The 20,842-nt window shown below is 65.4% G+C and carries 14 protein-coding genes and 1 pseudogene; 9 read left to right on the forward strand and 6 right to left on the reverse strand.

Translation table 11 applies throughout. The features are described 5' to 3' along the window. The first annotated feature begins 143 nt into the window (after positions 1-143). Together MBA17_RS45940 and MBA17_RS45945 are read left to right on the forward strand one after the other, a co-directional pair. Positions 144-3,362, forward strand: coding sequence for a type I restriction endonuclease subunit R (locus MBA17_RS45940; protein WP_238505050.1), 3,219 nt, complete (start codon positions 144-146; stop codon positions 3,360-3,362). A gap of 45 nt (positions 3,363-3,407) precedes the next feature. Continuing rightward, positions 3,408-4,946 carry a protein kinase domain-containing protein gene (locus MBA17_RS45945; protein WP_238505052.1) on the forward strand — a complete coding sequence of 513 codons (1,539 nt, stop codon included), beginning with the start codon at positions 3,408-3,410 and terminating at the stop codon, positions 4,944-4,946. Positions 4,947-5,188: 242 nt separating this feature from the next. Here MBA17_RS45945 and MBA17_RS45950 read toward each other — a convergent pair whose 3' ends face one another. Both MBA17_RS45950 and MBA17_RS45955 read right to left on the reverse strand, forming a co-directional pair. Then, positions 5,189-7,324, reverse strand: coding sequence for an AIPR family protein (locus MBA17_RS45950; RefSeq protein ID WP_238505054.1), 2,136 nt, complete (start codon positions 7,322-7,324; stop codon positions 5,189-5,191). 1,080 nt (positions 7,325-8,404) lie between these two features. After that, on the reverse strand, positions 8,405-9,466 hold the full coding sequence (locus tag MBA17_RS45955; protein ID WP_238505055.1) for a recombinase family protein: 1,062 nt from the start codon (positions 9,464-9,466) through the stop codon (positions 8,405-8,407). A gap of 51 nt (positions 9,467-9,517) precedes the next feature. Between MBA17_RS45955 and MBA17_RS45960 the strand changes: the two genes are divergently transcribed. Both MBA17_RS45960 and MBA17_RS45965 read left to right on the forward strand, forming a co-directional pair. Continuing rightward, positions 9,518-10,255, forward strand: a complete 738-nt coding sequence (locus MBA17_RS45960) for a DUF433 domain-containing protein (protein WP_238505057.1) — start codon at positions 9,518-9,520, stop codon at positions 10,253-10,255. Then, positions 10,230-10,646 (forward strand): PIN-like domain-containing protein, encoded by a 417-nt coding sequence (locus MBA17_RS45965; protein ID WP_238505058.1) that lies wholly within the window; start codon positions 10,230-10,232, stop codon positions 10,644-10,646. Before MBA17_RS45960 ends, MBA17_RS45965 begins: the two co-directional genes overlap by 26 nt. 65 nt (positions 10,647-10,711) lie before the next feature. On the opposite strand, the gene MBA17_RS45970 is transcribed toward MBA17_RS45965, so the two are convergent. From MBA17_RS45970 to MBA17_RS45980, 3 genes are all read right to left on the reverse strand, one after another. Then, a complete protein-coding gene (locus tag MBA17_RS45970; protein ID WP_238505060.1) occupies positions 10,712-11,683 on the reverse strand; it encodes a sugar phosphate isomerase/epimerase family protein in 972 nt (323 codons plus the stop codon). A gap of 105 nt (positions 11,684-11,788) precedes the next feature. After that, the gene (locus MBA17_RS45975; protein WP_238505062.1) at positions 11,789-13,120 is read right to left on the reverse strand and encodes a tetratricopeptide repeat protein; all 1,332 of its coding nucleotides are present in this window, start codon (positions 13,118-13,120) and stop codon (positions 11,789-11,791) included. A 5-nt stretch (positions 13,121-13,125) separates the two neighbouring features. Further along, positions 13,126-14,091 carry a hypothetical protein gene (locus MBA17_RS45980; RefSeq protein WP_238505064.1) on the reverse strand — a complete coding sequence of 322 codons (966 nt, stop codon included), beginning with the start codon at positions 14,089-14,091 and terminating at the stop codon, positions 13,126-13,128. 1,168 nt (positions 14,092-15,259) lie between these two features. Between MBA17_RS45980 and MBA17_RS45985 the strand changes: the two genes are divergently transcribed. From MBA17_RS45985 to MBA17_RS45995, 3 genes are all read left to right on the forward strand, one after another. Continuing rightward, a complete protein-coding gene (locus tag MBA17_RS45985; protein WP_238505065.1) occupies positions 15,260-16,960 on the forward strand; it encodes an nSTAND1 domain-containing NTPase in 1,701 nt (566 codons plus the stop codon). 350 nt (positions 16,961-17,310) lie between these two features. Then, positions 17,311-17,664 (forward strand): peptidase inhibitor family I36 protein, encoded by a 354-nt coding sequence (locus tag MBA17_RS45990; RefSeq protein ID WP_238505066.1) that lies wholly within the window; start codon positions 17,311-17,313, stop codon positions 17,662-17,664. Between the two features lie 554 nt (positions 17,665-18,218). Beyond that, entirely contained in the window at positions 18,219-18,731 is a 513-nt protein-coding gene (locus tag MBA17_RS45995) for an NUDIX hydrolase (protein ID WP_238505067.1), read from the forward strand. 26 nt (positions 18,732-18,757) lie between these two features. Here the strand turns inward: MBA17_RS45995 and MBA17_RS46000 are convergent, their stop codons facing one another. Continuing rightward, a complete protein-coding gene (locus tag MBA17_RS46000; RefSeq protein WP_238505068.1) occupies positions 18,758-19,261 on the reverse strand; it encodes a hypothetical protein in 504 nt (167 codons plus the stop codon). Between the two features lie 97 nt (positions 19,262-19,358). Here MBA17_RS46000 and MBA17_RS46005 point away from each other — a divergent pair, with 97 nt between their 5' ends. Together MBA17_RS46005 and MBA17_RS46010 are read left to right on the forward strand one after the other, a co-directional pair. Continuing rightward, on the forward strand, positions 19,359-19,586 hold the full coding sequence (locus tag MBA17_RS46005; protein ID WP_238505069.1) for an IS3 family transposase: 228 nt from the start codon (positions 19,359-19,361) through the stop codon (positions 19,584-19,586). Between the two features lie 18 nt (positions 19,587-19,604). Beyond that, positions 19,605-20,231 (forward strand): annotated as a pseudogene (locus MBA17_RS46010) (IS3 family transposase); the annotation flags it as partial. Positions 20,232-20,842: the final 611 nt, after the last annotated feature.

Consider the following 20,842-nt stretch of genomic DNA (forward strand, 5'->3'; position numbering starts at 1 on the left):
GTTCGGGTGACCAACTATTCGTACAAGGAGACAGTGGACCTGGCGGCACTGGCGGCGGTCTTGGATCTGGCGCAGGCCCGCGAGGGTGCATCTTCTTTTGACAAGTTCTGCCGTGGTGTCGAACGACTTTTGAGAGGTGACTCATGAGCGGCGCACACACCGAGAGACCGTTCGAGGATGCAATCGAGACATTTCTGCTGAAGTCCGGCTGGAAGAAGGGCCTGTCCACCTTTTACAACCGTGAACTCGGGCTCGACACCTCGGAGATGTTCACCTTCATCGGGGCGACACAGCCTGACGAGTGGGAAGAGCTGCTGCGCAGGCGTGGCGCGCGTGAGCCGTACAACCCGAAACGAAATCCGCAGCCCGTGGAGACCGACATTGCGATGCGGGAGTTCGCCAAGCTGGTCGCTCGGGAGATCGATGACCGGGGAGCTCTGGATGTACTGCGCCGGGGGGTGAAGGACCAGGGCATGCGGATCATACTCGCCTATTTCCGGCCCAGCCACACACTGGCGGACGACGCGCTGAAGGGGTACGCCGAGAACCGGCTGACTGTCACGCGGCAGCTGCGCTTTTCGGCCACCGATGTAATGCAGGCCCCGGACTTGACGCTGTTTCTCAATGGCATCCCGATGGCCACCGCCGAGTTGAAGAACGGAGGCACGGCAAGCAACGTCGGACACGCCAAGGATCAGTACCGCAGGCGGAACCGCAAGGAACTGCTGTTCGCCCGCCGTACCCTCGTGCACTTCGCCGTTGACCAGGACCTGGTGTTCATCACCACGCGTTTAGCCGAGAACAAGACGCGGTTCCTGCCATTCAACACCGGCAGCCGAGGGGCAGGGAAGTACGGCGGGGCGGGCAATCCGCCGCTGGCCGAGGGGACCACCGGCTACCGAACGTCCTACCTGTGGGAGCAGGTGTGGCAGCCCGACGCCTGGCTTGACCTGCTCCAGAGGTTTCTACACGTCGAGGACGAGGGATTGAAGAAGGGCCGGGCGCCGGCGGCCAAACGGGGAGACGCCCATCGCAAGCCGCTGATCTTTCCTCGGTTCCACCAATGGCATGCTGTACGAGAACTGGCCGATCATGCGGCGCGGCACGGGGCGGGCGACAACTACCTCGTCGAGCACTCCGCCGGATCCGGCAAGTCGAACTCGATCGCCTGGCTGGCGCACCAGTTGTCGTCGCTGCACACTCCAGCGGATCCCGCGCTGATCGCGCCGGAGGCCCGGGCCAAGGACATCAGGCCGAACGAACCGGTCTTCGACAAGGTCATTGTGATGACCGACCGACGAGTGCTCGACAAGCAACTCCAGGACACCATTCACCAGTTCGACCACGTGCTCGGCGTGGTCGATCGCATTGATGAGGACTCCGACCAGCTCGCGAAGGCGCTGACCGGTCAGACGGCACGGATCGTCATCACTACCCTGCAGAAGTTCAAGTTCGTCAAGGAGAAAGTGTCGGGGCTCAACGACCGGCGCTACGCGATCATCGTAGATGAGGCGCACTCATCGCAGTCGGGCGAATCGGCCGACGGGGTGAAAGGGCTGCTCGGCAGCGGCAACGGTGACGAAGAAGGCGATCCGCTCACGGCTGCGGCCGCTCAGCGCGGGCGCCACCCCAACCTGTCGTACTTCGCTTTCACCGCCACCCCGAAGGACAAGACGCTCAATCTCTTCGGCACCAGGTCGCCGGAAGGGACGCTGGAACCGTTCCACACCTACTCGATGCGGCAGGCCATCGACGAGGGCTTCATCCTGGACGTGCTCGGCAATTACAGCACCTACGATACCTACTTCCGGCTGCGTAACGCCGCCCTCGAGGCCGAACTGGAGGCGGACCTGACAGTCGACGCGCGGGAGGCTAGAGCTGCGCTGGTGCGCGCGGTCAAGCTCAACCCGGCCGCGCTTGATCAGCAGGCGCAGATCATCGTCGATCACTTTCGCGACCATGTCAGGTTTCGGCTCCGCGGACGTGCCAAAGCAATGGTCGTGACCGGCAATCGCAAGCACGCCGTCCGGCTGTACCAGGCCATCCGCGCTTACGTTGACCGGCGCGAATTCACCGACTGCGGTGCTCTTGTGGCCTTCTCCGGCACGCTCACCCTCGACGGGACCGACTACACCGAAGGCAAGCTGAACGGGTTCTCCGATCGGGATACGCCCACCCGGTTCGGCTACGTCAAGGCTGATGACACGCACGCGGCCACCCGGGATCAGGCTGAGTACCGCATCCTGGTGGTCGCGGACAAGTACCAGACCGGATTCGACCAGCCCCTGCTGACCGCGATGTACATCGACAAGAAGCTGGAAGGGGTGGCCGCCGTTCAGACCCTGTCCAGGCTGAACCGAACCCACCTGCTCAAACTGAAGGAAGACGTTTTCGTCCTCGACTTCGCCAACGACGCCGAGCGAATCCAGAAGTCGTTTCAGCGTTACTACGAGGAGGCCAACGCCCAGCCCGCGGACGTCAACGTGCTCTATCGGATCGAACAGGAACTGCGCGGCTACCAACTGCTCGACGACGTGGAGATCGAGGCGTTCGCCCGAGCTCAGGTGGAGTCCGAGGCACCGGGAGCGACCCGGGCGCAGATCGAGAAGGCACACGAACTGCTCAACCGGCTCACTGAGCCGGCCAGGGACCGCTATCGCAACGTGGAGAGCACGGACTCGGAGCGGGCCGAGGAGTTCCGCAAGGCTCTTGACCAGTTCGTCCGTGCCTACAGCTACCTCGCCCAGGTGGCGGGCTTCCCAGACCCGGAGCTGGAAAGTCTCTACCGATTCGCCCGCTATCTCGCGGCCCGGATCAGACCCGACGCCGGAGCTGGGATTGACCTCGGGCCAGTTGACCTGACCCACTTGCGGATCGCCCTAGCCGGCCAGCAGGACGTAGGTCTCGAACCTCAGGGGCCGCAACTCCTGCCCAGCTTCTCGGCCGATGGCGGCGGCGGTGGACGAGAGGAGGAAGAGGTTCCGCTCTCCCAGGTCATCGCTGAAATGAATGAGAAGTTCGGCTGGAATCTGGATACCGGCGATCAGATCTGGTTCGGTCAGCAGGTCATTGCGCTCGCGGAAAATGAGGCGATCCAGCAGGCAGGACTGGTTCTCGACGACCTCGATAAGTTCGGCCAGGTTTTCGACAAGCACCTACGCCGGGTGGTCGGCGAACGGGCCGAGGCCAACGACACGCTCGTTAAGCGGTTCTTCGGCGAAGATCCGGGATTCAAAGAGGTCTTTACTCAGGTGGCCCGCAAGCAGGCCTATGACCTGATCCGCCGACCAGTGCGCAGAGAAGCAGAACGGAGGCTGCGCCGTACAGGCGAAATGTCAGCAGATGGTAGATCCGAGAGGTAATCTCCTACTTGCTGGAAATTGATCGCTACTGTCAGGCTGGTAAGCATGACCGATGCTCGCCATATCGCCCGCCGTTACCGGTTGCACGAGCCGATCGGCCAAGGTGGCATGGGCGAGGTCTGGAAGGGTTACGACCCTGTGCTGGACCGACGGGTCGCGATCAAGTTGATGAAGGAACCGCATCCGCTCCTTGGGGATCCGGAAGTCGCACGCAAGCGGTTCCTCCGCGAGGTCAAGGCCTCCGCGAGCTTAAGTTGCCTTGGCATCCCGGCCGTTCACGACGCTGGCGAGGACCCGGACTCGGGTCAACTCTACGTAGTGATGGAACTGCTGAGCGGGGCCGAGGTTCACGACTTGGTCGGCGAGCAAGACTACCAGGATCACCCACCTGCGATCGCTTGGGCAGCGGCGATCGGAGCGCAAGTTGCGGCGACGCTCGCTGAAGTGCACCGGATCGGTGTGGTCCACCGGGATATCAAGCCGCGCAACTTGTTCGTCACCACGGGCGGCGTCGTTAAAGTGCTGGATTTCGGCATCGCGGCTCTACTCGATGGCGGCGACAGCGCACGGCTGACCATGGTGGGGCAGACCATCGGCACTCCTCCCTATATGTCCCCTGAGCAATGCTTGTCCAGTGGTCTCGGCCCCTCTACCGACGTTTATGGACTGGGCTGTGTACTGCACGAACTTCTGACGGGAAAGCTTGTTTTCGGGTCGAGCACCGATGTCAGGTATCACCATGTCCGCAGCGCACCGCCTGCGATCACCGGCTTGCGTGCCGACGTCCCGTCGGAGATCGAAGCATTGGTCTTGCGAATGCTCGCCAAAGACGCCGACGACCGTCCCGATGCGGAGGCCGTCTACGATGCTCTCCTGCCGTACGCGATCTCTGGCAAGAGTACGCCGCCACGACCGGACCTCGATCCAACACGGCCATTTAGCCGGCCCATGTCGGCGACGCCACGTCGGCGACCAGCACCGGTGGTTGCCGCTGCGCGCGAGTCGCTCTCCCCTGCGGAGGCCGAGCAGATCAGGGAACAGGCTGCTCAGCTCGCAGATGCCGAACAGTTCGCCGAGGCAACCGATCTTCTCGTCGAGGCGATCGCCCGCAGTACAGGGGATCAGGAGCTGGCCGCAGACCTGCGGATCCGGTTGGCCGGTGTGTTGTTCACGGCGGGCTCGTACCGGCGTGCACTCGGTGAGTTCGAAGCCGCGAGGGCGGCGTTCACCCAGCTGTACGGGGAAAGCGATCCGGACGTCCTGGAATGCCGCTACTACGCGGCAACTTGCCGGTCGCTTCTGGGGGACGACACGGTAGCCCTGGAAGCGTTCCAGAGCTTCCTGCCGGTCTGGGCACCGTTCGCAGCAGAAGATGACCCTCGAACCGAGGAGATCCGGCTCCAGATCGGCGTACTCCTCGCTCGAACCCGCGACTTCACAGACGCACGATTGGTGTTCCAGGAGATACGCGAGGAGCGAGCGGCAAAATTCGGCGCCAAGTCCCCAAACGTTGCCGAGGTCGACGGGTACATCGCTCGCCTAAATCAATATGAGCAGGAGGAACCGCCTACAGAAGAGGGCTGAGGCACACGGTGCCGGGCCAGGGTCAGCGAAACTTCCGCAGCGAGGTGGGTCAGCGAGCAGACGGCAAACGCCAGCGGGCCAGATCCCAACCGCATCCGCACAAGTGGTCATCGAGGTGCTGCATCCGGCCGGTGGTATGCCCACGCGCGCGGCTGGGAGGACACTCGCACCTGGCGACGCGCCGCTGTCCCAGGCCTGAACTCTCCATACAGTAGCAACGGTCACCCGCCGGGGCGTCAGTTCTAGTTCTCCTCGGTCTCCTTTTCGAGCAACTGGAGCGCCATGTCCCAGAGCGACAGACCGCTCTCCAGCTTCCAACGGCCTGGTCCCTGCACTGAAACCGGCGCGTCTTCGTACCCGGCCGATTCCCAGATTCGATGCACCAGGCCGCTGGCCGAGTACTGCTTCTCGTCGTACGACCACAACAGGCACTTGACTCGGTCGTTCACCCAGGTCGCACGAGCTCGCCGTGAATCCGCAGTGAGCCAGTCGCCGACCGCGGCCTGCTCCGCATCACTCTGTGCGCGATAGGTCACCGGGGTGCCCTCCGCCAGTACACCGGCGTTGACCAGGGTGGGAACTGCGTTGGGGCGGCGTTGCCTGCGAGTCTGCCGGGCCGGAGGCTGGTAGTCAGCCCTTAGCTGAGGGGGATCCACCTTACGGCCGACGTTGTCCAGGACCAGCTTGGCCAGGCGCCGACAGCGGGTCTCGTCGTTGAAGGTACTGCTGAGGAAGGAGGTTCGGCTGAACTCGCCGTCCACATGGTAGATCAGCCACGGCAGGACCCGGGAGACCAGCTCGGGCACCTGATTCAGTATCGGCTGCCAATCGTACCGTGAGTCGTCGATCCCGTCCTGGTCGACGAGCTGAAAGACCAGGTGAGTGATGAGTAATTCGCCACGTCGCGCCATGTCGGCGGCGCGTCCGTGCAATCGCTTGCGTTCAATCTCCAGGGCCGCGCCCACCGCGCGCCGGACCTGCACCGACCGCCAGACCCCATGGGCACTGGGCATCTCACCGAACAAGCGCGGGTATGCGCCACGGCCACCGCGTTCCCAGAGAAGATCGACGCTCCTACCGGCGCGCACCGCGAGGTCTGGAATGTGATGGGCACAGGCCAGCGCGACCGCGGCATGCTCCACTGAGCATCCTGCCTCTGGCGCCGGATCCGGCTCACCACGCTTGTAGGTGTAGCTCTTACCAAGTCCCGAGAGAAGGAAGTCCTCCCGGATGTCGGCCTGCACCGGATCCAGGGCGATGAAGTCCCGCTGCGACACGTCGTTCTGCGTATTGGTGGTCTCGGTGATCCGCGTCGCGTAATTCGTACGTTCCGTTCCCAAGGAGAAGACACGGACGGTGACCTCGGCTTCTTCGGCCACGTCCGGGTCCAGTCCGAACGCCTCGTGGATCGCCGCGACGGTCTGCGCGCCGTTGACGACGCTGACACTCTGCAAGGTCAGCTCGACCGGCTCGTCTCCCCTACGGCGGCCGAGATAACGTTCTTCGATGCGGTCGCACAGCACCGTGATGCCGTTGTTGAAGTACCAAAAGTTCTCCGGCTCTTTGAGCAAGGTCTCCTTAATGCCGGAGTTGATGCGGGTCAGGCCGAGTGACTTGCGAACGTTCTGCTCGTACAGGGCATCCCCGTGCTCGTCATGCCATGCGGCGATGTCCTTAACTGCCACAGTGCCCTGCCAGGCCTCGAACGGCGTGTGCTTGAACAGCCAGTTCCGCATGACGGCCTTGACGTTCACCGGTTTGGGAGCAACGTCCTGACGCAGTCGCCGATGGAAGTCGGCGGCGCCCAGAACATCCTGGCGAAGCATCGGCCCCTTGTTGTTGGCGTCCTCGCGAAGACGATCCAGGACAGCCGTCGTGGGCTCGGGGAGAACCGCGGGCCCCATGACGGCGACGACGAGGTTGATCCTGAGCCGGGCGTCTCCCATGACGGCATCGAGCCTGGGCAGGAACGGGTCCATCCGTTCGTTGAACGGCTCAAAGTTCCTGCTTTCAATTAGGCGCACACCGTCGGCAAACGCCAGCGCCTCCCCCTTCGGTAGCTTTGCCGTGCCAGCATCGCTCCACTTCGCCTGGACCAGCCAGACCTCGGCGGAACCGTCGCCCACCCCAACGGCGTCGATGCCCTGATCCCTGTCCCCGTCGATGACTCCTTGGCCGGCGGCTTCGTAGTCGCAGCCGGTCGCGATGCGCAGGGCCTCAGCCGACAATGCCCGGGAGAGGAACCGCTGCTCCCTACCTGCTGTGTCGTAGCCTCGCAGATCCTCTTCGTAGATCAGCCCAGCGTAGTTCCGCAGCAGTGCCGCCCGGACATGCTCTACCTGTACCGGAACTCTCGCCTCACCTTGCTTGGCGCTCATCCTCACCTCGAGCCAATTCGTAGCCACCCCTTCCCCGGTCCGGCCTCACCGTTAGTCCTAGACACGGAGTCCCCACCGGAAAGGCCTCATCAAGGCTCTCACAATTGGGAAGAAGCGATGCATGTAGGAGGAACAGCAGGAGTATAGGACCATCGACTGGACATGCTCGGGATGGCGTACGACTGAATGCGGGTGACCTCGGCGAACACGCAGATCCCGGCTGATAGCTCAGCCGGACGTGGGTAGTAGCTCGTCGAGCTACGTGAATGTGGTGTAGGAGGATGGGGACGGGGATAACGCTGAGACATGTGCGTCCAGCGAGACTCTATTCTCGGACACTTCGCACCAAGCGGCGGAAGGGGATGACTCCTCCGCTTTGCTGCGTCGGCGCTTGTAGTGACGTGGAGAGCCGGGTGGCGGCTTACCCCAGCCCTCCGGTTTCCAATGCCTGGCGCCCATCCGGCCGAGCGGTACAATTCCTTCGGCGGGTACAGCAGGCAGTATGCACAACCGGGTCAAGAGCGCGATCCAATCCGTCCGGAGGTTGAGGAACATCGGAAGGAAACCCGGAGCCAAGCGCCGTGCGGCCGGAATCCGAGTGGGAGCCGTCGGGTTGGTGGTGGCGGAGGGCGGGGACTTCGTCAATCGGTGCGCCGCTCACCCAGTGCCAGCGCGGACGCCGTCACGCGACGCGGATGCGGTGTATGGGGCTGGGGACGGTGACGGGCCATGTGCGTCCGGTGGCGCTCAGTCTCGGACACAGGATTACCCCATGAAGAGCTCGCCCTGCGGGGCGGGCTCTTTTGCGTTCAGTGTGGTCACGACGCGGGTCTCGGCGTGGCAGACAACGACGAGGCCATTGACCCGCAAGGCGGCAACGAGTTCTGCCGGTTCAAGCCCGCCCCGTTTCCCGTCGCCGACATGCGAGACGAGCTCGGCCAGCAGTCGGTCCTCGCGGAAATACAGGAACTTCGGGCTGGACGCTTCTCGAGGTCTGGCGCTGGTGTAGCCGTGCCGACATCGGTATCCGGGACCCCCGTTCACCCAGTGGGAATCCAGTCGACGCCCGCAGAATCCGCATCACAGTAGCCCTGCGAGCAGGTAGACGCGTCGGCTTCCGTTCTGGGTGGCACGAGCAGCCCGGATCGACTGCGCGGTGACGAAGTCGTCGTCACTGACCAGCGCTGGATGGCTCCGCTTCGTGGAGATCACCCACTCTTGCGGAGTGTTCCAGCCGCGTACGGCGAGATTGGCGGTGCCAGCGCTCTGCCGATTCCAGACCTGGCGGCCGGTGTAGCGGGGATTGCCGAGGATCGCCGCGACCGTGCGTAGCGTCCACATCTGTCCCGACCGGTGCGGGTTGCGCTCGCGATCTACGCTCGAGGGACACGGTGTGCCGCGTCCGTTAAGCATCCGGGCGATTCCCGCCACGCTCACGCCCGCCAGTCGCTGCGCGAACATCCACCGCACGTGCGGCGCCGTGGCCGGATCGGCGTCCAGCCGATGCAGACGGCGCCCCCAGCGGGCGTGCGCCCGGTTCGGATGTGGACCCGCATCGACCAAGCGATAGCCGTACGGCGGGCGGCCACCCAGAAACCGCCCCTGGTCGGCAGCCTGGGTCCGCATCGCGGCCAGCACGCGGTAGCGGGCCCGCAGCACCTCCCGTTGTGATTGCCCTCCCAGTAACAGCATCAGCGCCTGATGCACCGGGTTATCTGGATCCACCGGCCCACCGGCCTCCGGTAACCAGAGCTGTACGTCGTTGGACTGGAGAAACGGCAGGAGTTGCGTGAGCTGATCGCCTGAGAACGCTCTTTCATACTCACCGACCACGATCGCGTCCCATCCCCGGTCCGGATCGGCCAGAGCCGTCAGCAGCGCGGCGGACTGCGGTCGATCGGTCCACGGCAACCGCCGCGAGTATCCGATATCAACGAACTCAGCCACGATCACGCCCCAGCCCCCGACCAGAATCCGCGCTGCCTCGCGCTGCCACCCGCACGAGGAGACAGGATCCTGAAAATCCTCCGTGGACGTCCGCGCGTAGAGGGCGAACCGCAGCGGCCCGTCCTTCGAAAGATCATGAGGAGGCCGCGAACTGATGACCTTGTGCTGGACCCAGTCGTCGAGCAAAGAGGACATACCTAGATGACGCAGGAATGCGCCGCCTATGACGCCACACCATGAGGCATCATGAAGGGGCTCAACGATCGGATCCAGGAGGTGAGCATGGCCATCGATCGGTTCACCACGCCGTTGTACGGCATCGCCGAAGCGGCTGGTTACCTCGCGATCCCCGCCTCCACCTTCACCAATTGGGCCTTCGGCTACCAACGCCGTCAGCGCGGCGGCCGTGCAGTTCACGCCAAGCCGGTCATCACCGCCACCAGGGCGGAGCGGCCGAACGAAGCGGCCGTGCCATTCATCGGCCTGGCCGAGGGCTATGCCCTGGCCGCGTTCCGGCAAGCAGGCGTGCCACTGCAGCGCATCCGGCCGGCGATCGACGCGTTGCAACGAGAACTCGGTCTGGAACACGCCCTGGCCAGCCGTCAGCTCTTCACCGACGGTGCCGAAGTCCTCTACGACTACGCCGAGCACGTCGGCGACGACTCGGCCCGCGAACTGGTCGTCGTCCGCAACAACCAACGAGTCTTCACCGAGATCGTGGAGAACTACCTGCGCCGGGTGGGCTTCGCCCACGACGGATACGCCGAAGTGATCACGCTTCCGCAATACCGCGTCGCCGAGGTCACGGTAGATGCCCGCCACGCCTTCGGCCGGCCCCGATTCGCCCGTGGGGGCGCCAAGCTCGAGGACGCGATCGACCTGTTCCGGGCCGGAGAGCCCGTCGACGTCGTAGCAGAGGAGTACGGACTCACCCGCGACGAGATCGAGGACGTCCTGCGTGTCGCCACCCGAACAGCCGCGTAGGTTCTTCGTCGATCGCAGCCTCGGCCGGATCGCCGTACCCAAACTGCTGCGCGAAGCCGGGTGGGACCTGATCACCCTGGCCGAACACTACGGCGTCCCCCAAGACGAGACCGTCGAAGACACCCGCTGGATCGAAGACATAGCCAAGCTCGGCTGGGCCGTCCTCATGAAGGACAAACGCATCCGCTACCGGCAAGCCGAGATCGACGCCGTCATCGGGCATCAGGCCCGCTGCTTCGTCATCACCCGCGGCGATCTCACTTCCGCCGCCTACGCCGAACGCTTCATCAGCAACCAACAGGCAATCTTCGCCGCAGCGGACACTCCCGGCCCCTTCATCCATGCCGTCCATACCGACCGTCTGGAGCGCCTGTATCCTCCACGCCCCTGACGTCTGATAAGCAACGCCTACCAGGTCGCACCAATCCGGAGGCCTGTCCAGTTGACGGCTCTGTCTCAGATCCGGCTCTGGCACGAATGCGGTGGTAACGGACCGTGAATGGCCGGGGAAACTCCGGACAGCTTGTCGGCTCTCGTCGTAGTGAAGATCAGCGGTCGTAGGGTGTGCGCGGCGATCTGCATGCCTTGCAGAGTCTGCTCGAGTGCGCCACTCCATACCGAGTCTTCGTGCTCGACAGCGACATCGCCGTCATAGTCGGCAGCGTAAAGCGCGTCGATAATCTGGTTCCAGTTGAGTTGTCCGCGGCCGGGAACGCGATAGCGCCACCAGCCGACGTCGGTGGGCGAGGTCCGTCCGGCCGTCTTGCCGAAGACCCCGTAGCGGGTACGTGCCCGATCGTCGATCTGGATGTCTTTGGCCTGAACGTGGCCGACGTAGCCGGCTTGCAAGGCATGTTCCAGCGCGTCGAGAGGGTCGATGCCGAGCCAAGGCAGGTGGGAGGGGTCGTAGGTGAGGCCGAAGCCGAGATCGGCCATCCAGTCCCATAGCTCCGGCGAGTAGGCGAGGTTGCCGGGATATCCGTCGGGATGCCAGCCTTCCATCGGGCAGTTCTCAGCGAGCAGCTTCACGCCGCGGTCATCTGCGTACCTGGTCAGTGGGGGCAGGTACTGTTCGGCCTGTTTGAGGTTGTCGGCCACCGTCGAAGTGACGTCGCGACCGATGAAAGTGGTGACACGCCGGACGCCCAGGGCCGCTGCCGCATCGACGCATGCCCGTAGATGCCGGTGAATATGCTCCCGTTCCGTAGGATCGCAGTGCAAGTTGTTGCCACAGTAGGTCACCGTGGAGATGGTCAGGCCGTGCGTGTCCAGCAGCTCGCGCACACGGGCGCCTTCATCGGCGGTGAAGCCGGCCACGTCGAGGTGGGCGGCTTGGTGCACGTGCTCGCTGCCGACCGGCCAGGCCGCCACCTCCAGCGCCTCATATCCGGCCTGTGGCGCCCAGGCGGCAATCTGTTCCAGGGACATCCGGCCAAGCGCAGCCGTGAGCAATCCAAGCCTCAATTTTCCTGACCTCACTCTCTGTACTACTTCTTCATGAGCCGGGTGTGTAAGCGTGCGGCGCCGCATTCGCTACCGCACACCTACACACCCAGACCTGTCCTTGTCTGTGGCATCAATGGCCGGGACCTGCCGCAGATCGGGAAGCGGCCCACAGAAACGGATCGCCTGTTGGAGGCGGCGGAGCCGACCGAGCCATGCCTCTGTGTCACGACTCATGGGATGACCCGGGCCGTGCCGCTTAACCTGAAGGTGCAGGAACTCTTCGAGGTCGTGGATCACCCGGCCAACGACGCGGCCGTCGCGCGGATCAGCCAGGGCCTGGGCCAGGCCGAGGTATTTGCAGGTTTCCAGCGTGTCGGGGTGACGGTCTCCCTGCAGACGCACACGTTCTTCTGCCAGCTGCTGCAGGAGGACAAGCGCCTGTGCCTCTTGTCCGGCGACGACGAGGATCTTTCCCTTGGAGTGCCGGGCGTCGAGGGTGTCAGCGTGGCTTTCCTCCAGCTCATGGATCCGGTTGATGATGACGGCGTCGTAGTGGCTCACCGACTCCTCCACCCGCCCCAGTTTCCCCAGCAGCCAGGCGCGCCTGCACTCCAGATGCCGCAGCATCGGGGTATCGGGACCCTGCGACAGGAGCAGGTGGTCCTTCAACGAGCGAAAGCCGTCCTCGGCCTCTCGCAACTGGCCTTGGCCGACCAGCGCCCAGAGCAGCAGCAGCGTGGTGCGAGCATTGGAAGACCCGAACATCCGCTGTTCGTCCTCGCTCAGCCGACGCAGCTTCGTCTCGGCGCGGTGGTACTGGCCGAGCTCGGACAGGGCCTCGGCCGAGGCACGCCGCACCTGCAACACAACCGGATGGCAGCGGCCCAGGAACACCAGATGAGGAAAGGCGGTCCGGATCAGGTGCAAGGCGTGGTGCTCGTCCCGGTCGGCGATCAAGGTCTCTGCCAGCGTGGCCACCGTCGTCAGGACTCTCGCTGAGCCTTCCGCACCGAGTGCCCCAGCCGGGCAGATGCTCAGCAGCTTCCGCCAGTTCGCGATCACGGCTCGGGTTTCCGCACGGTCAGCCTCACGCATCGTCCGTAGATCGCCGCCGGGAACCGCCAGCGATCCCGCGATGTCCACAACGTTGTCCGCCGCACGACGGGCCTTCCAGCTCTTGGCAAGATGCGGGGGCCGCACCTTAGACGTGCCGCCGCTGCCTCGGCCACGCTCTCCGAACTGGCGGGCCAGCCGGTCAGGCAGCCCTTGGCGGATGTGCTGGGCAGCCCGGCTGCCCAGCGAAGACCGTTCTAGCATCTGCTCGAAGTCGACGTCGAACTCTGCCGCGATCGGCGGCGGAGGAGCGGCAGGTCGTATGCCCGGCGAACCCGCGGCTTCATGGCGTATTTCATTACTCATGGCAGTCACCTCTCCGCACCGTCAGGATCTGCTTGGGCTTGTGGAGCAGGGTTCTCCTTGCAAAGGTTCTTTCGGATGCGTCGCGAACGCCCTTCGGCAGCCTTCTCGGTCAATCCGTTGCGTGTGGCCGCCTCTGCCTGGGTGTAGCCCTGGCCGCGATCCCATACGACTTGACGCATCTGCGGGTCTTTGATCTTACCCATGGTGCGGCGAATCTCATCCCACACGACCACCTGTTCCTCAGGGCCGCGCATACGGGCCGGGCGTAGCGTCGGCAGACCATCAAGATCGTCGGCCAGTCCGACGCGCTGCACGCCCCCATCCGATACCTTGCTCTTGCACCAGCGCCGGTAGACCGCCTCAAATGCGATCAAGCACCCACCGACGTAGTAGGTCGTCAGCGCTGCCCCGCCATCGGGACTCCAGCGGCCTTCCTCCACCGTGCGGCGAAACCGCTTGATGCCTTCCTCGGCGAGTTCGAAGGCCAACTGATCGATATCGTCTTGACTGTGACGCCGCCAGTCGGACATGGCCCGCTCGACGGGAGGAAGAGCGGGCAATCCGCGTCTCATCCTGGCCTGGTTGATTCGGGTACGGATCTCGTTGACCCGGGCGAAGATCTTCTCTGACTGCAGCCACCCGACCAAGATCGGCAGGCCGTAGCCCAGCAGCTGTCCTGCCGTCTTGTTGAAGCGATCAGAACAGCCCTTGGACAGGTCCTGTTGCAGCAGCAGCACTATTCTATGATCTTGCTCAAGGCGGACCTGGCGCGCGCCCTCGCCTTCCACCAGGCCAGGAGCCAGCTCTTGCTCGGCCTCAGCGACAGCTGCGGCGATCAAGCCCGAAGCTTCTTGCTCGGCTATCGGATCATCCTCGCCGTCGGCTTCCGCCTCGACGCCCGCCGACTCGACCGATTCGGTCTCGAGCCCACTCGCACGTGGGCCGGACCGTTCGAATCGCGCCATCGACATACCAGCTCCCTTCGGGAGTTGGGGGCCGGGGAAGGCACGCGCGGCCCGGGACAGGTGGTGGTCTACTGCAAGCTCTATGCGGCCGCGTGGAATCTCCCCTCGGCTTCTCCCAAAATTCTTCTTACGCTTCGAGAGCGAGGGGAAGGCGGAGCCCGGCCCCTTAGACCTCCACGACCGTGCCCGCTCGCATGGAGCGGACCCAGGCATGTGGAAGGGGAATCATCGTGCAGGCCGACCATAACGCTGACCACCACCCCGGCTGCCCGCTGTACCGGCACCAGCCCGCGCCAGCGGTCTCGCCGCCACCCGCGAGCGCATCGGCGCAGGACAGCCCGCCCGCCGACTCAGTACAGCGCCTCACGCTTGCTCTGCTATCTGCAGGCCTGGCCGCGGTCGTGATGACCGCCTTGATGCTCGCGGACAAAGCCTCCTGGCCCGCCGCCCTAATCGTGGGCTTGGGCTCCGCCAGCGCTACCTTGATCGGTGCGCTCACCCTGTTCGGTCGCGCGGGTCGTCCTTGACGCCAAGACTGAACGCAGTGTTCGCGCCGCGCACCACGAAGAATCTGTTCAGCACGCGCGCCGGGCCGGACAACGCGCGCACGAACGAGAATCCGACAGGCCGATCCCCGCCGATGAACAGGTAGCCCGCCCAGTCGATCGTTATCTGGGGTTGTCAAGCGAACTAGCTGATCAGCCGCTTGAAGGTCGTTTAGGCACGTCAGGTAAGTAGGCTGGGCCGCAGCTGACGAGCAGGCGGAGCGGCCTCGGCGCGGCGAGCGGCATGCTCCGGAGGGCGGCACGGTCACGCTCGGCGTCCTGGCGAGCCGGGCAGGGGCTGCGGGCACTGGGGTCGTGCGCGGAAGCCCTGGCTGTGTGCTCCGCCGGACGGCCAGGGCGTGGCTGGTGCGCCCGGTCTCCGGAGGTCGGCGTCGACCGGGCTGCGGTGAGTGGCTGGCCGGAGCCCTCGCCGAGCTGGGTCCCGCCGAGCGGCACAATCCGCTCCTCGTCATCATCGATGTACGGACTGGCGAGAACTCACCAGATGATTAGTAATGAGGCGTCGCAGGCGCTCTGATAGGCAATTCGCATCAGGTGGTGTCCGGAATGCGACCGTTTGATCGCTCCGTATCTCACGCGGGCATGATCACCTGATCAGGAGGCAACTTTTGGGACGTCGTGAGCAGCCACTGGATCCACTGGCAGGACCCGTCGCCCGCTTCGCCTCCGAGCTGCGCAAGCTCCGGCAGGAGGCGGGCGGCCTGACCTACCGGGCGATGGCCAGGCGCGCGAACTATTCACCCGCGGTGCTGGCGCAGGCAGCCGCCGGTGACCGGCTGCCGTCGCTGCCCGTGGCCCTGGCCTACGTCCAGGCGTGCGGCGGCGACGCCGAGGAGTGGCGGGCCCGCTGGCATGCCGCCGACCGAGAGGCTCTGGAGAGGGCGGCCGAGCAGGACGACGCGCCGGCGCCGTATCTCGGGCTGGCGCGGTTCGAGGCGGAGGATCGCGAACGCTTCTTCGGCCGTACGGAGCTTGTCGAGCGGCTGGCCGGGCTGAGCCGGGTCCATCGGCTGGTGCTGCTGGTCGGAGCGTCCGGGAGCGGCAAGTCGTCGCTGGTGCGCGCAGGGCTGGTGCCGTACCTGCGCGGGGAGTCGCGCTCGATCCGCGTGCTGACGCCCGGCGCCAGACCCCCGTGCGAGGTGCCGGCGGCGGAGCTGATCATCGTGGATCAGTTCGAGGAGGTGTTCGCGCTGTGCGCCGATCCGGCGGCGCGCGGCGCGTTCGTCGACGCCCTGCTGGAGCGTGCGCGGGACGATAGCGGATCGCGGGTCGTGCTCGCCGTACGGGCCGACTTCTTCGGGCACTGTGCCGGGCACGGGGCGCTGGCCGAGGCGGCGCGCGACGCCACCCTGCTGATGAGCCCCATGAGCGCCGCCGAGCTGCGGGAGGCGATCATCAGGCCCGCCGCCGGCGCCGGGCTAGTCGTGGAGCGGGAGCTCACCGCGCGGATCATCGCCGAGGCCGAGGGGGAGCCCGGCGGCCTGCCGCTCATGTCGCACGCCCTGCTGGAGACGTGGCGGCGCCGCCGGAGCAGGGCCCTGACCTTGGCCGCGTACGAGGCCGCCGGCGGTATCCACGGCTCGATCGCCCGCACCTCGGAAGACCTCTACGCCGGCCTCACCCCCGCGCAGCAGGAGCGACTGCGCCACTTGCTGCTGCGCCTGGTCAACCCCGGCGACGACGCCCAGGACACCCGCCGCCCCGCCGACCGCGCGGAACTGGCCACCGAGGACGCGGAACTCCTGCTGGAACGGCTGGCCGAGGCCCGCCTGGTCACCCTCGGTGAAGAGCAGGTGGATCTGGCCCACGAGGCGCTGCTCACGGCCTGGCCCCGGTTGCGCAGCTGGATCGAGGAGGACCGCGAGCAGATACGGCTGCAGCGCCGCCTGACCGAGGCGGCCACCGCCTGGCGAGATCACGACCGCGACCCGGGCGGCCTGTATCGCGGGGTGCGCCTGTCGGCCGCCTGCGAGCAGTTCACTGCTCCAGATGAGCACCTGAATGGCCACCCGGAGATGCGCTCGGAGAAGCTTACTCCGCTGGAACGCGAGTTCCTCGCCGCCAGCGTCGCCGCCAGGGACCGGGAGCGGCGCTCCCGTACGCGACGGACGGCGGCGATCTCCGGGCTGCTCGTGCTGACGCTGGTGGCGGCCCTGCTCGCCTGGCAGCAGAACGCCACCAGCCAGACCCGCCAGCGCGAGGCCGAGGCCCGCCGCGCCATCGGCGTCGCGGAGAGTCTGCGCGAGACGGACCTGGATCCGGACACGGCACGCCGAACACGTGGGCAGGCAGCGCCCGTCGCCCCTTGAACTCCACTCGATCAGAACCCAGGAGAACACGAAGGCCGATGGTGGCGGGGATGGTGATTCAAGGGCTCTCTCCCGGCCCGTCTCGGGTGCCACACTGGCGACAGCAGATCGGTGTGGGTTTCGGTCGGGACGATCGGGGATGAGTCCGGCGGTCGTGGCCGTGATAACGCCCTGCGGTGCGTTTGCCAAGATCAAGCCGCCCGAGGACTCCCGGTCACTCACAGCTACTTCGCGTCTGGTCGCACGGACCCGAGCGGAGGGCCTAAAACTCCTGTGACATTTCGCCGTAAAGCGAATCCATAACGGCCCCGACCACACTGTCGGAAGATCGCCACCCTCTAAGGAGACCTATGCGTTCCGTCATCCTGTTCACCGTCGCTGCTTTCACGCTGGCCGGGCTGTCCGTCCCGGCCCAGGCGCGCAGTGCGGCCCCTTCCGATTGCCCGTCCGGCAATGTGTGCTTGTACGCGGGAACCGGCGGCACCGGTCGCCAGATCTGCAAGTCCAAGGTCAGCGGGGAGGTTGTGTGCCTGAACGCCCGATCGGCCTACAACCATGGAGTGAGCGACCCCGGCAAGAACGATGTGCGCCTGTACGATCTCGGCGGCGCCCTCGTCACGTGCGTCAAGCGCGGCCAGGTGAAGAATCTGCCCGGCCCGGGCGGCTACGCCAACGTCTTCAGCGTTAAGTGGGGCACCTGCTGACGGTCGCCGCCGACCCGCCGCCGGAATCGTGGATCGTGTGGCCAGAGATACCGGGGGCGGTACCTCCGAGCCGGTGGTCAAGGTGCGCGGCGTTGGCCGGGCGGACAGCTCCCCGAGGCCTGCCGCTACCGGCCGGTAACGTGCGGGAAGACGCCATCTGTTTAGGCTGGTAGCCGTGATTCCAGATTGTGCCGCACTTTCATCAGGGGCTGCTCGACCTGGCGTGTGGTGTCAACTGCCTGCGCCGCCCTCTGATCTCACGTTGAGTTATTCAGGCGACAGGAGAGCGGCGGGTTCTTCGGCCCACCCTGGATACCGATGGTCGGCAGAGAACAGCTTTTGATGATGGCGTCGGTGATGAAGATCCTGCTTCTGCCCGTACTCGCTGTGTGCGGTTGTGTTCGTGTGGCGATCGAGCAGGTGGCTTTCCATCGGGGTGTTCGCGCTGGGGGTCGTCGCTCGTGTTGCGTTTCCGGGCAGGTCATATGACGCAGATCACTAGCTTGGGGTGCTCGTAGAGCAGGTTGTCGGTGGTGCCTGCGATCGTGTCCTGCGTGGGCGAGCTGGTCGAGCGAGTGGATGAACTGGACCGCGTGCTGGGAGTCGTGGATCGCGCAGAGGCGGAGCGTCGGCGATGGATGCATCGGATCGCGACAACGATCTGTCGCGATCCGATGCGGCGGATCCTCGTGCTGCGCCGAGCTGAGCAGCTCACTCGCTTTCCCGGCCACTATGACGTGATGGTCGGCGGTGCCGTGGACGTGGGCGAGTCGTATGAGGACGCGGCAGCCCGCGAGCTGTCCGAGGAGCTGAGCGCCGGCGTCCCGGTGCGTTTCATGTTCAAGTTCCTGTGCCGGGATGGGGCCAGCCCTGTCTGGTTCGGGGTGCACGAGGCCGTGATCACTGAGCCATTGGTTCCAGATCCGTCCGAGATCGCTTGGCATGCCTGGCTCACAGAGCTCGAACTGCGGAAGGTCGTTGATCGATGGCCTTTCGTTCCCGGTGGGCGAGAGGCGGTGCGCCGATATTTGGTATTCGGAAACGAGGGCCAGCCGTCGGCTGGCTGATCGGCGGCATCATGTCGAGTGGTGGCTCAGCTGCATGGCCCGATTCCCTCAGCCCGGGCTGGCACCCGACGTACTCGGGTGTCGCGGTCGTGCTGGCGGCGGAGTTGGAGGATCTCTTCGTGTTGGGCAGCGAGGCGTGAGAGCGCTTCGTTGCGGAAGTCAGTGAGTTCCTCGATGGTCTGATCGCGGTGAGCGAGGCGTTGCTCGAGGGTGGCGATCTGCTCTTTGAGCCGGTGGATTTGGGCGTCGCGAGGGTCGGGGGTGTCTCCGGTCTGGAGGAGGACCGCGAGTCGGGATTCGAACTCTTCGCGAAGGTGGGCATAGGGGCGTGTGCCGTTGATTGGAACCGCCCGATCCTCGGCGCTCAAATGGTCCGCCCGTCGCACCCGTTCGGCCGGCGCGATGCCACCATGGTGCTTCAGCACCGTGAAAACCGACCCCGGTGGCTTGCCCAGCGCCCGGGAGATCACGCTGATGGAATCACCGGCGCGCCACTGCCGCCAAAGATCCACCTTCATCGCGTCCGACATTCCAGGTCGACCCATTCGTGCCACAAGTCACCTATCTACCAGCACCGTTGCATTGATCACCTGAATCTAAGACGGCTTTCTTCGCGAAGGAGACCCGGTGAGGGTGCACCCCTTCATCGAGGCGGAAAAGCAGGGCGGCCGTAACGTCAAACGGGCGTGTGAGCTGCCGAAGGTCTCCCGGGCCGCCTTCTATGCCCGTCGCCGAAGCGCTCTTGGTCCTCGGGCGGTGCGTGATGGGCACCTGGCCGCGCGTATCGCCGAGGTCCATCAGCACTCGCGCGGCACCTACGGCGCTCCCCGGATCCATGCCCTCTTGCAACGGTAAGGAGCCGGCTGCGGTCGGCGCCGGGTAGCGCGGTTGATGAGAGCGGCCGGGTTGCAGGGCCGTCACCGGCGCCGCCGGCAGCAGACCACAATCGTCGACCCGGCCGCGACTGTTCGGCCCGACCTCATCGGCCGTGATTTCCAGCCTGCCCCCGCGGCTGTCGACACGCGCTGGTGCGGGGATATCACTTACCTGCCGACCCAGGAGGGCTGGCTGTACCTGGCGGTTGTCATCGACATCGCCTCACGCCGGGTGGTGGGCTGGGCCACCGCCGATCACCTGCGCACCGAGCTGGTGGCCGAGGCTTTGAACGCGGCCTACCACCAGCGTCACCCCGTCCGGCCGGTGATCTTTCATTCGGATCGCGGCTGTCAATACACCAGTGGCTCCTTCGCTGAGCTGGCCGACCGTCTCGGGGTACGGCTGTCGGTCGGCCGAAAGGGGCAGTGCTGGGACAACGCCTTGGCCGAATCGTTCTTCGCCACGTTGAAGGGCGAACTGCTCAGTGATCGTCCCTGGCCCAGCCGGACCGCTGCCCGCAGTGCGATTTTCGAATTCATCGAGGGCTGGTACAACCTGCACCGGCTCCACAGCAGCCTCGGCTACCGTAGTCCCGCCGCCTACGAGGCCGCGTATACGGCCTGACCACCACACCAAAGGTGTCCGCCAAAGCGGAGCAAGCCCACCGCGCGAGCTCCTCTCAAGTGACCCCGGCCCGGCGGTTCGATTCTTCCCCGAGGCGTCCCAGGCCAGAGCAGGTTTGGCGGCTGGTGACACGTTGGTTAACGGCACCCCATAACCCCCGGCCCTCTCGTTCCCACCCATTTCCAGCACCGAAAGACCAGCTTAAGAACCGCGAGAAAACAGGAAAGCACCCGCGATCCCCGACGAAGCCCCGGCCCTGCTGCCGCGCGGCAGCAGATCGCCCCGCTGATCGTTCAGATCCGCTCCGCTGGAGGCGACCCTGCGCGACTGGCGGGCCCGCCAGTCCGCCCGGGGCCCGCGGCATGCTCAAGGGCGCCGCCGACCTGGACGCGTACCTCTGCGCCCGCGAACCCTGAGGCCGAGCCACGTCCACCACGGGAACCGGCGTGGCCACGGAAGGAAGCCAGGCCCGAGTGCCGGGGCATTTCGGCCAGATCTATAGCGCTTCGTCCGCCGCACACTGCGAGAAACCCCCGCAAACGCCTCACCATTTGTCCGAACCACGCTGCGCATATAGGAGACGAGGCTAGAGTGGCCGAGTTCTCCAGGAA

Origin of the sequence: Dolomitihabitans soli (assembly GCF_022213955.1) — a bacterium.
In the GTDB taxonomy this organism is placed as follows: domain Bacteria; phylum Actinomycetota; class Actinomycetes; order Streptosporangiales; family Streptosporangiaceae; genus Streptosporangium_A; species Streptosporangium_A soli.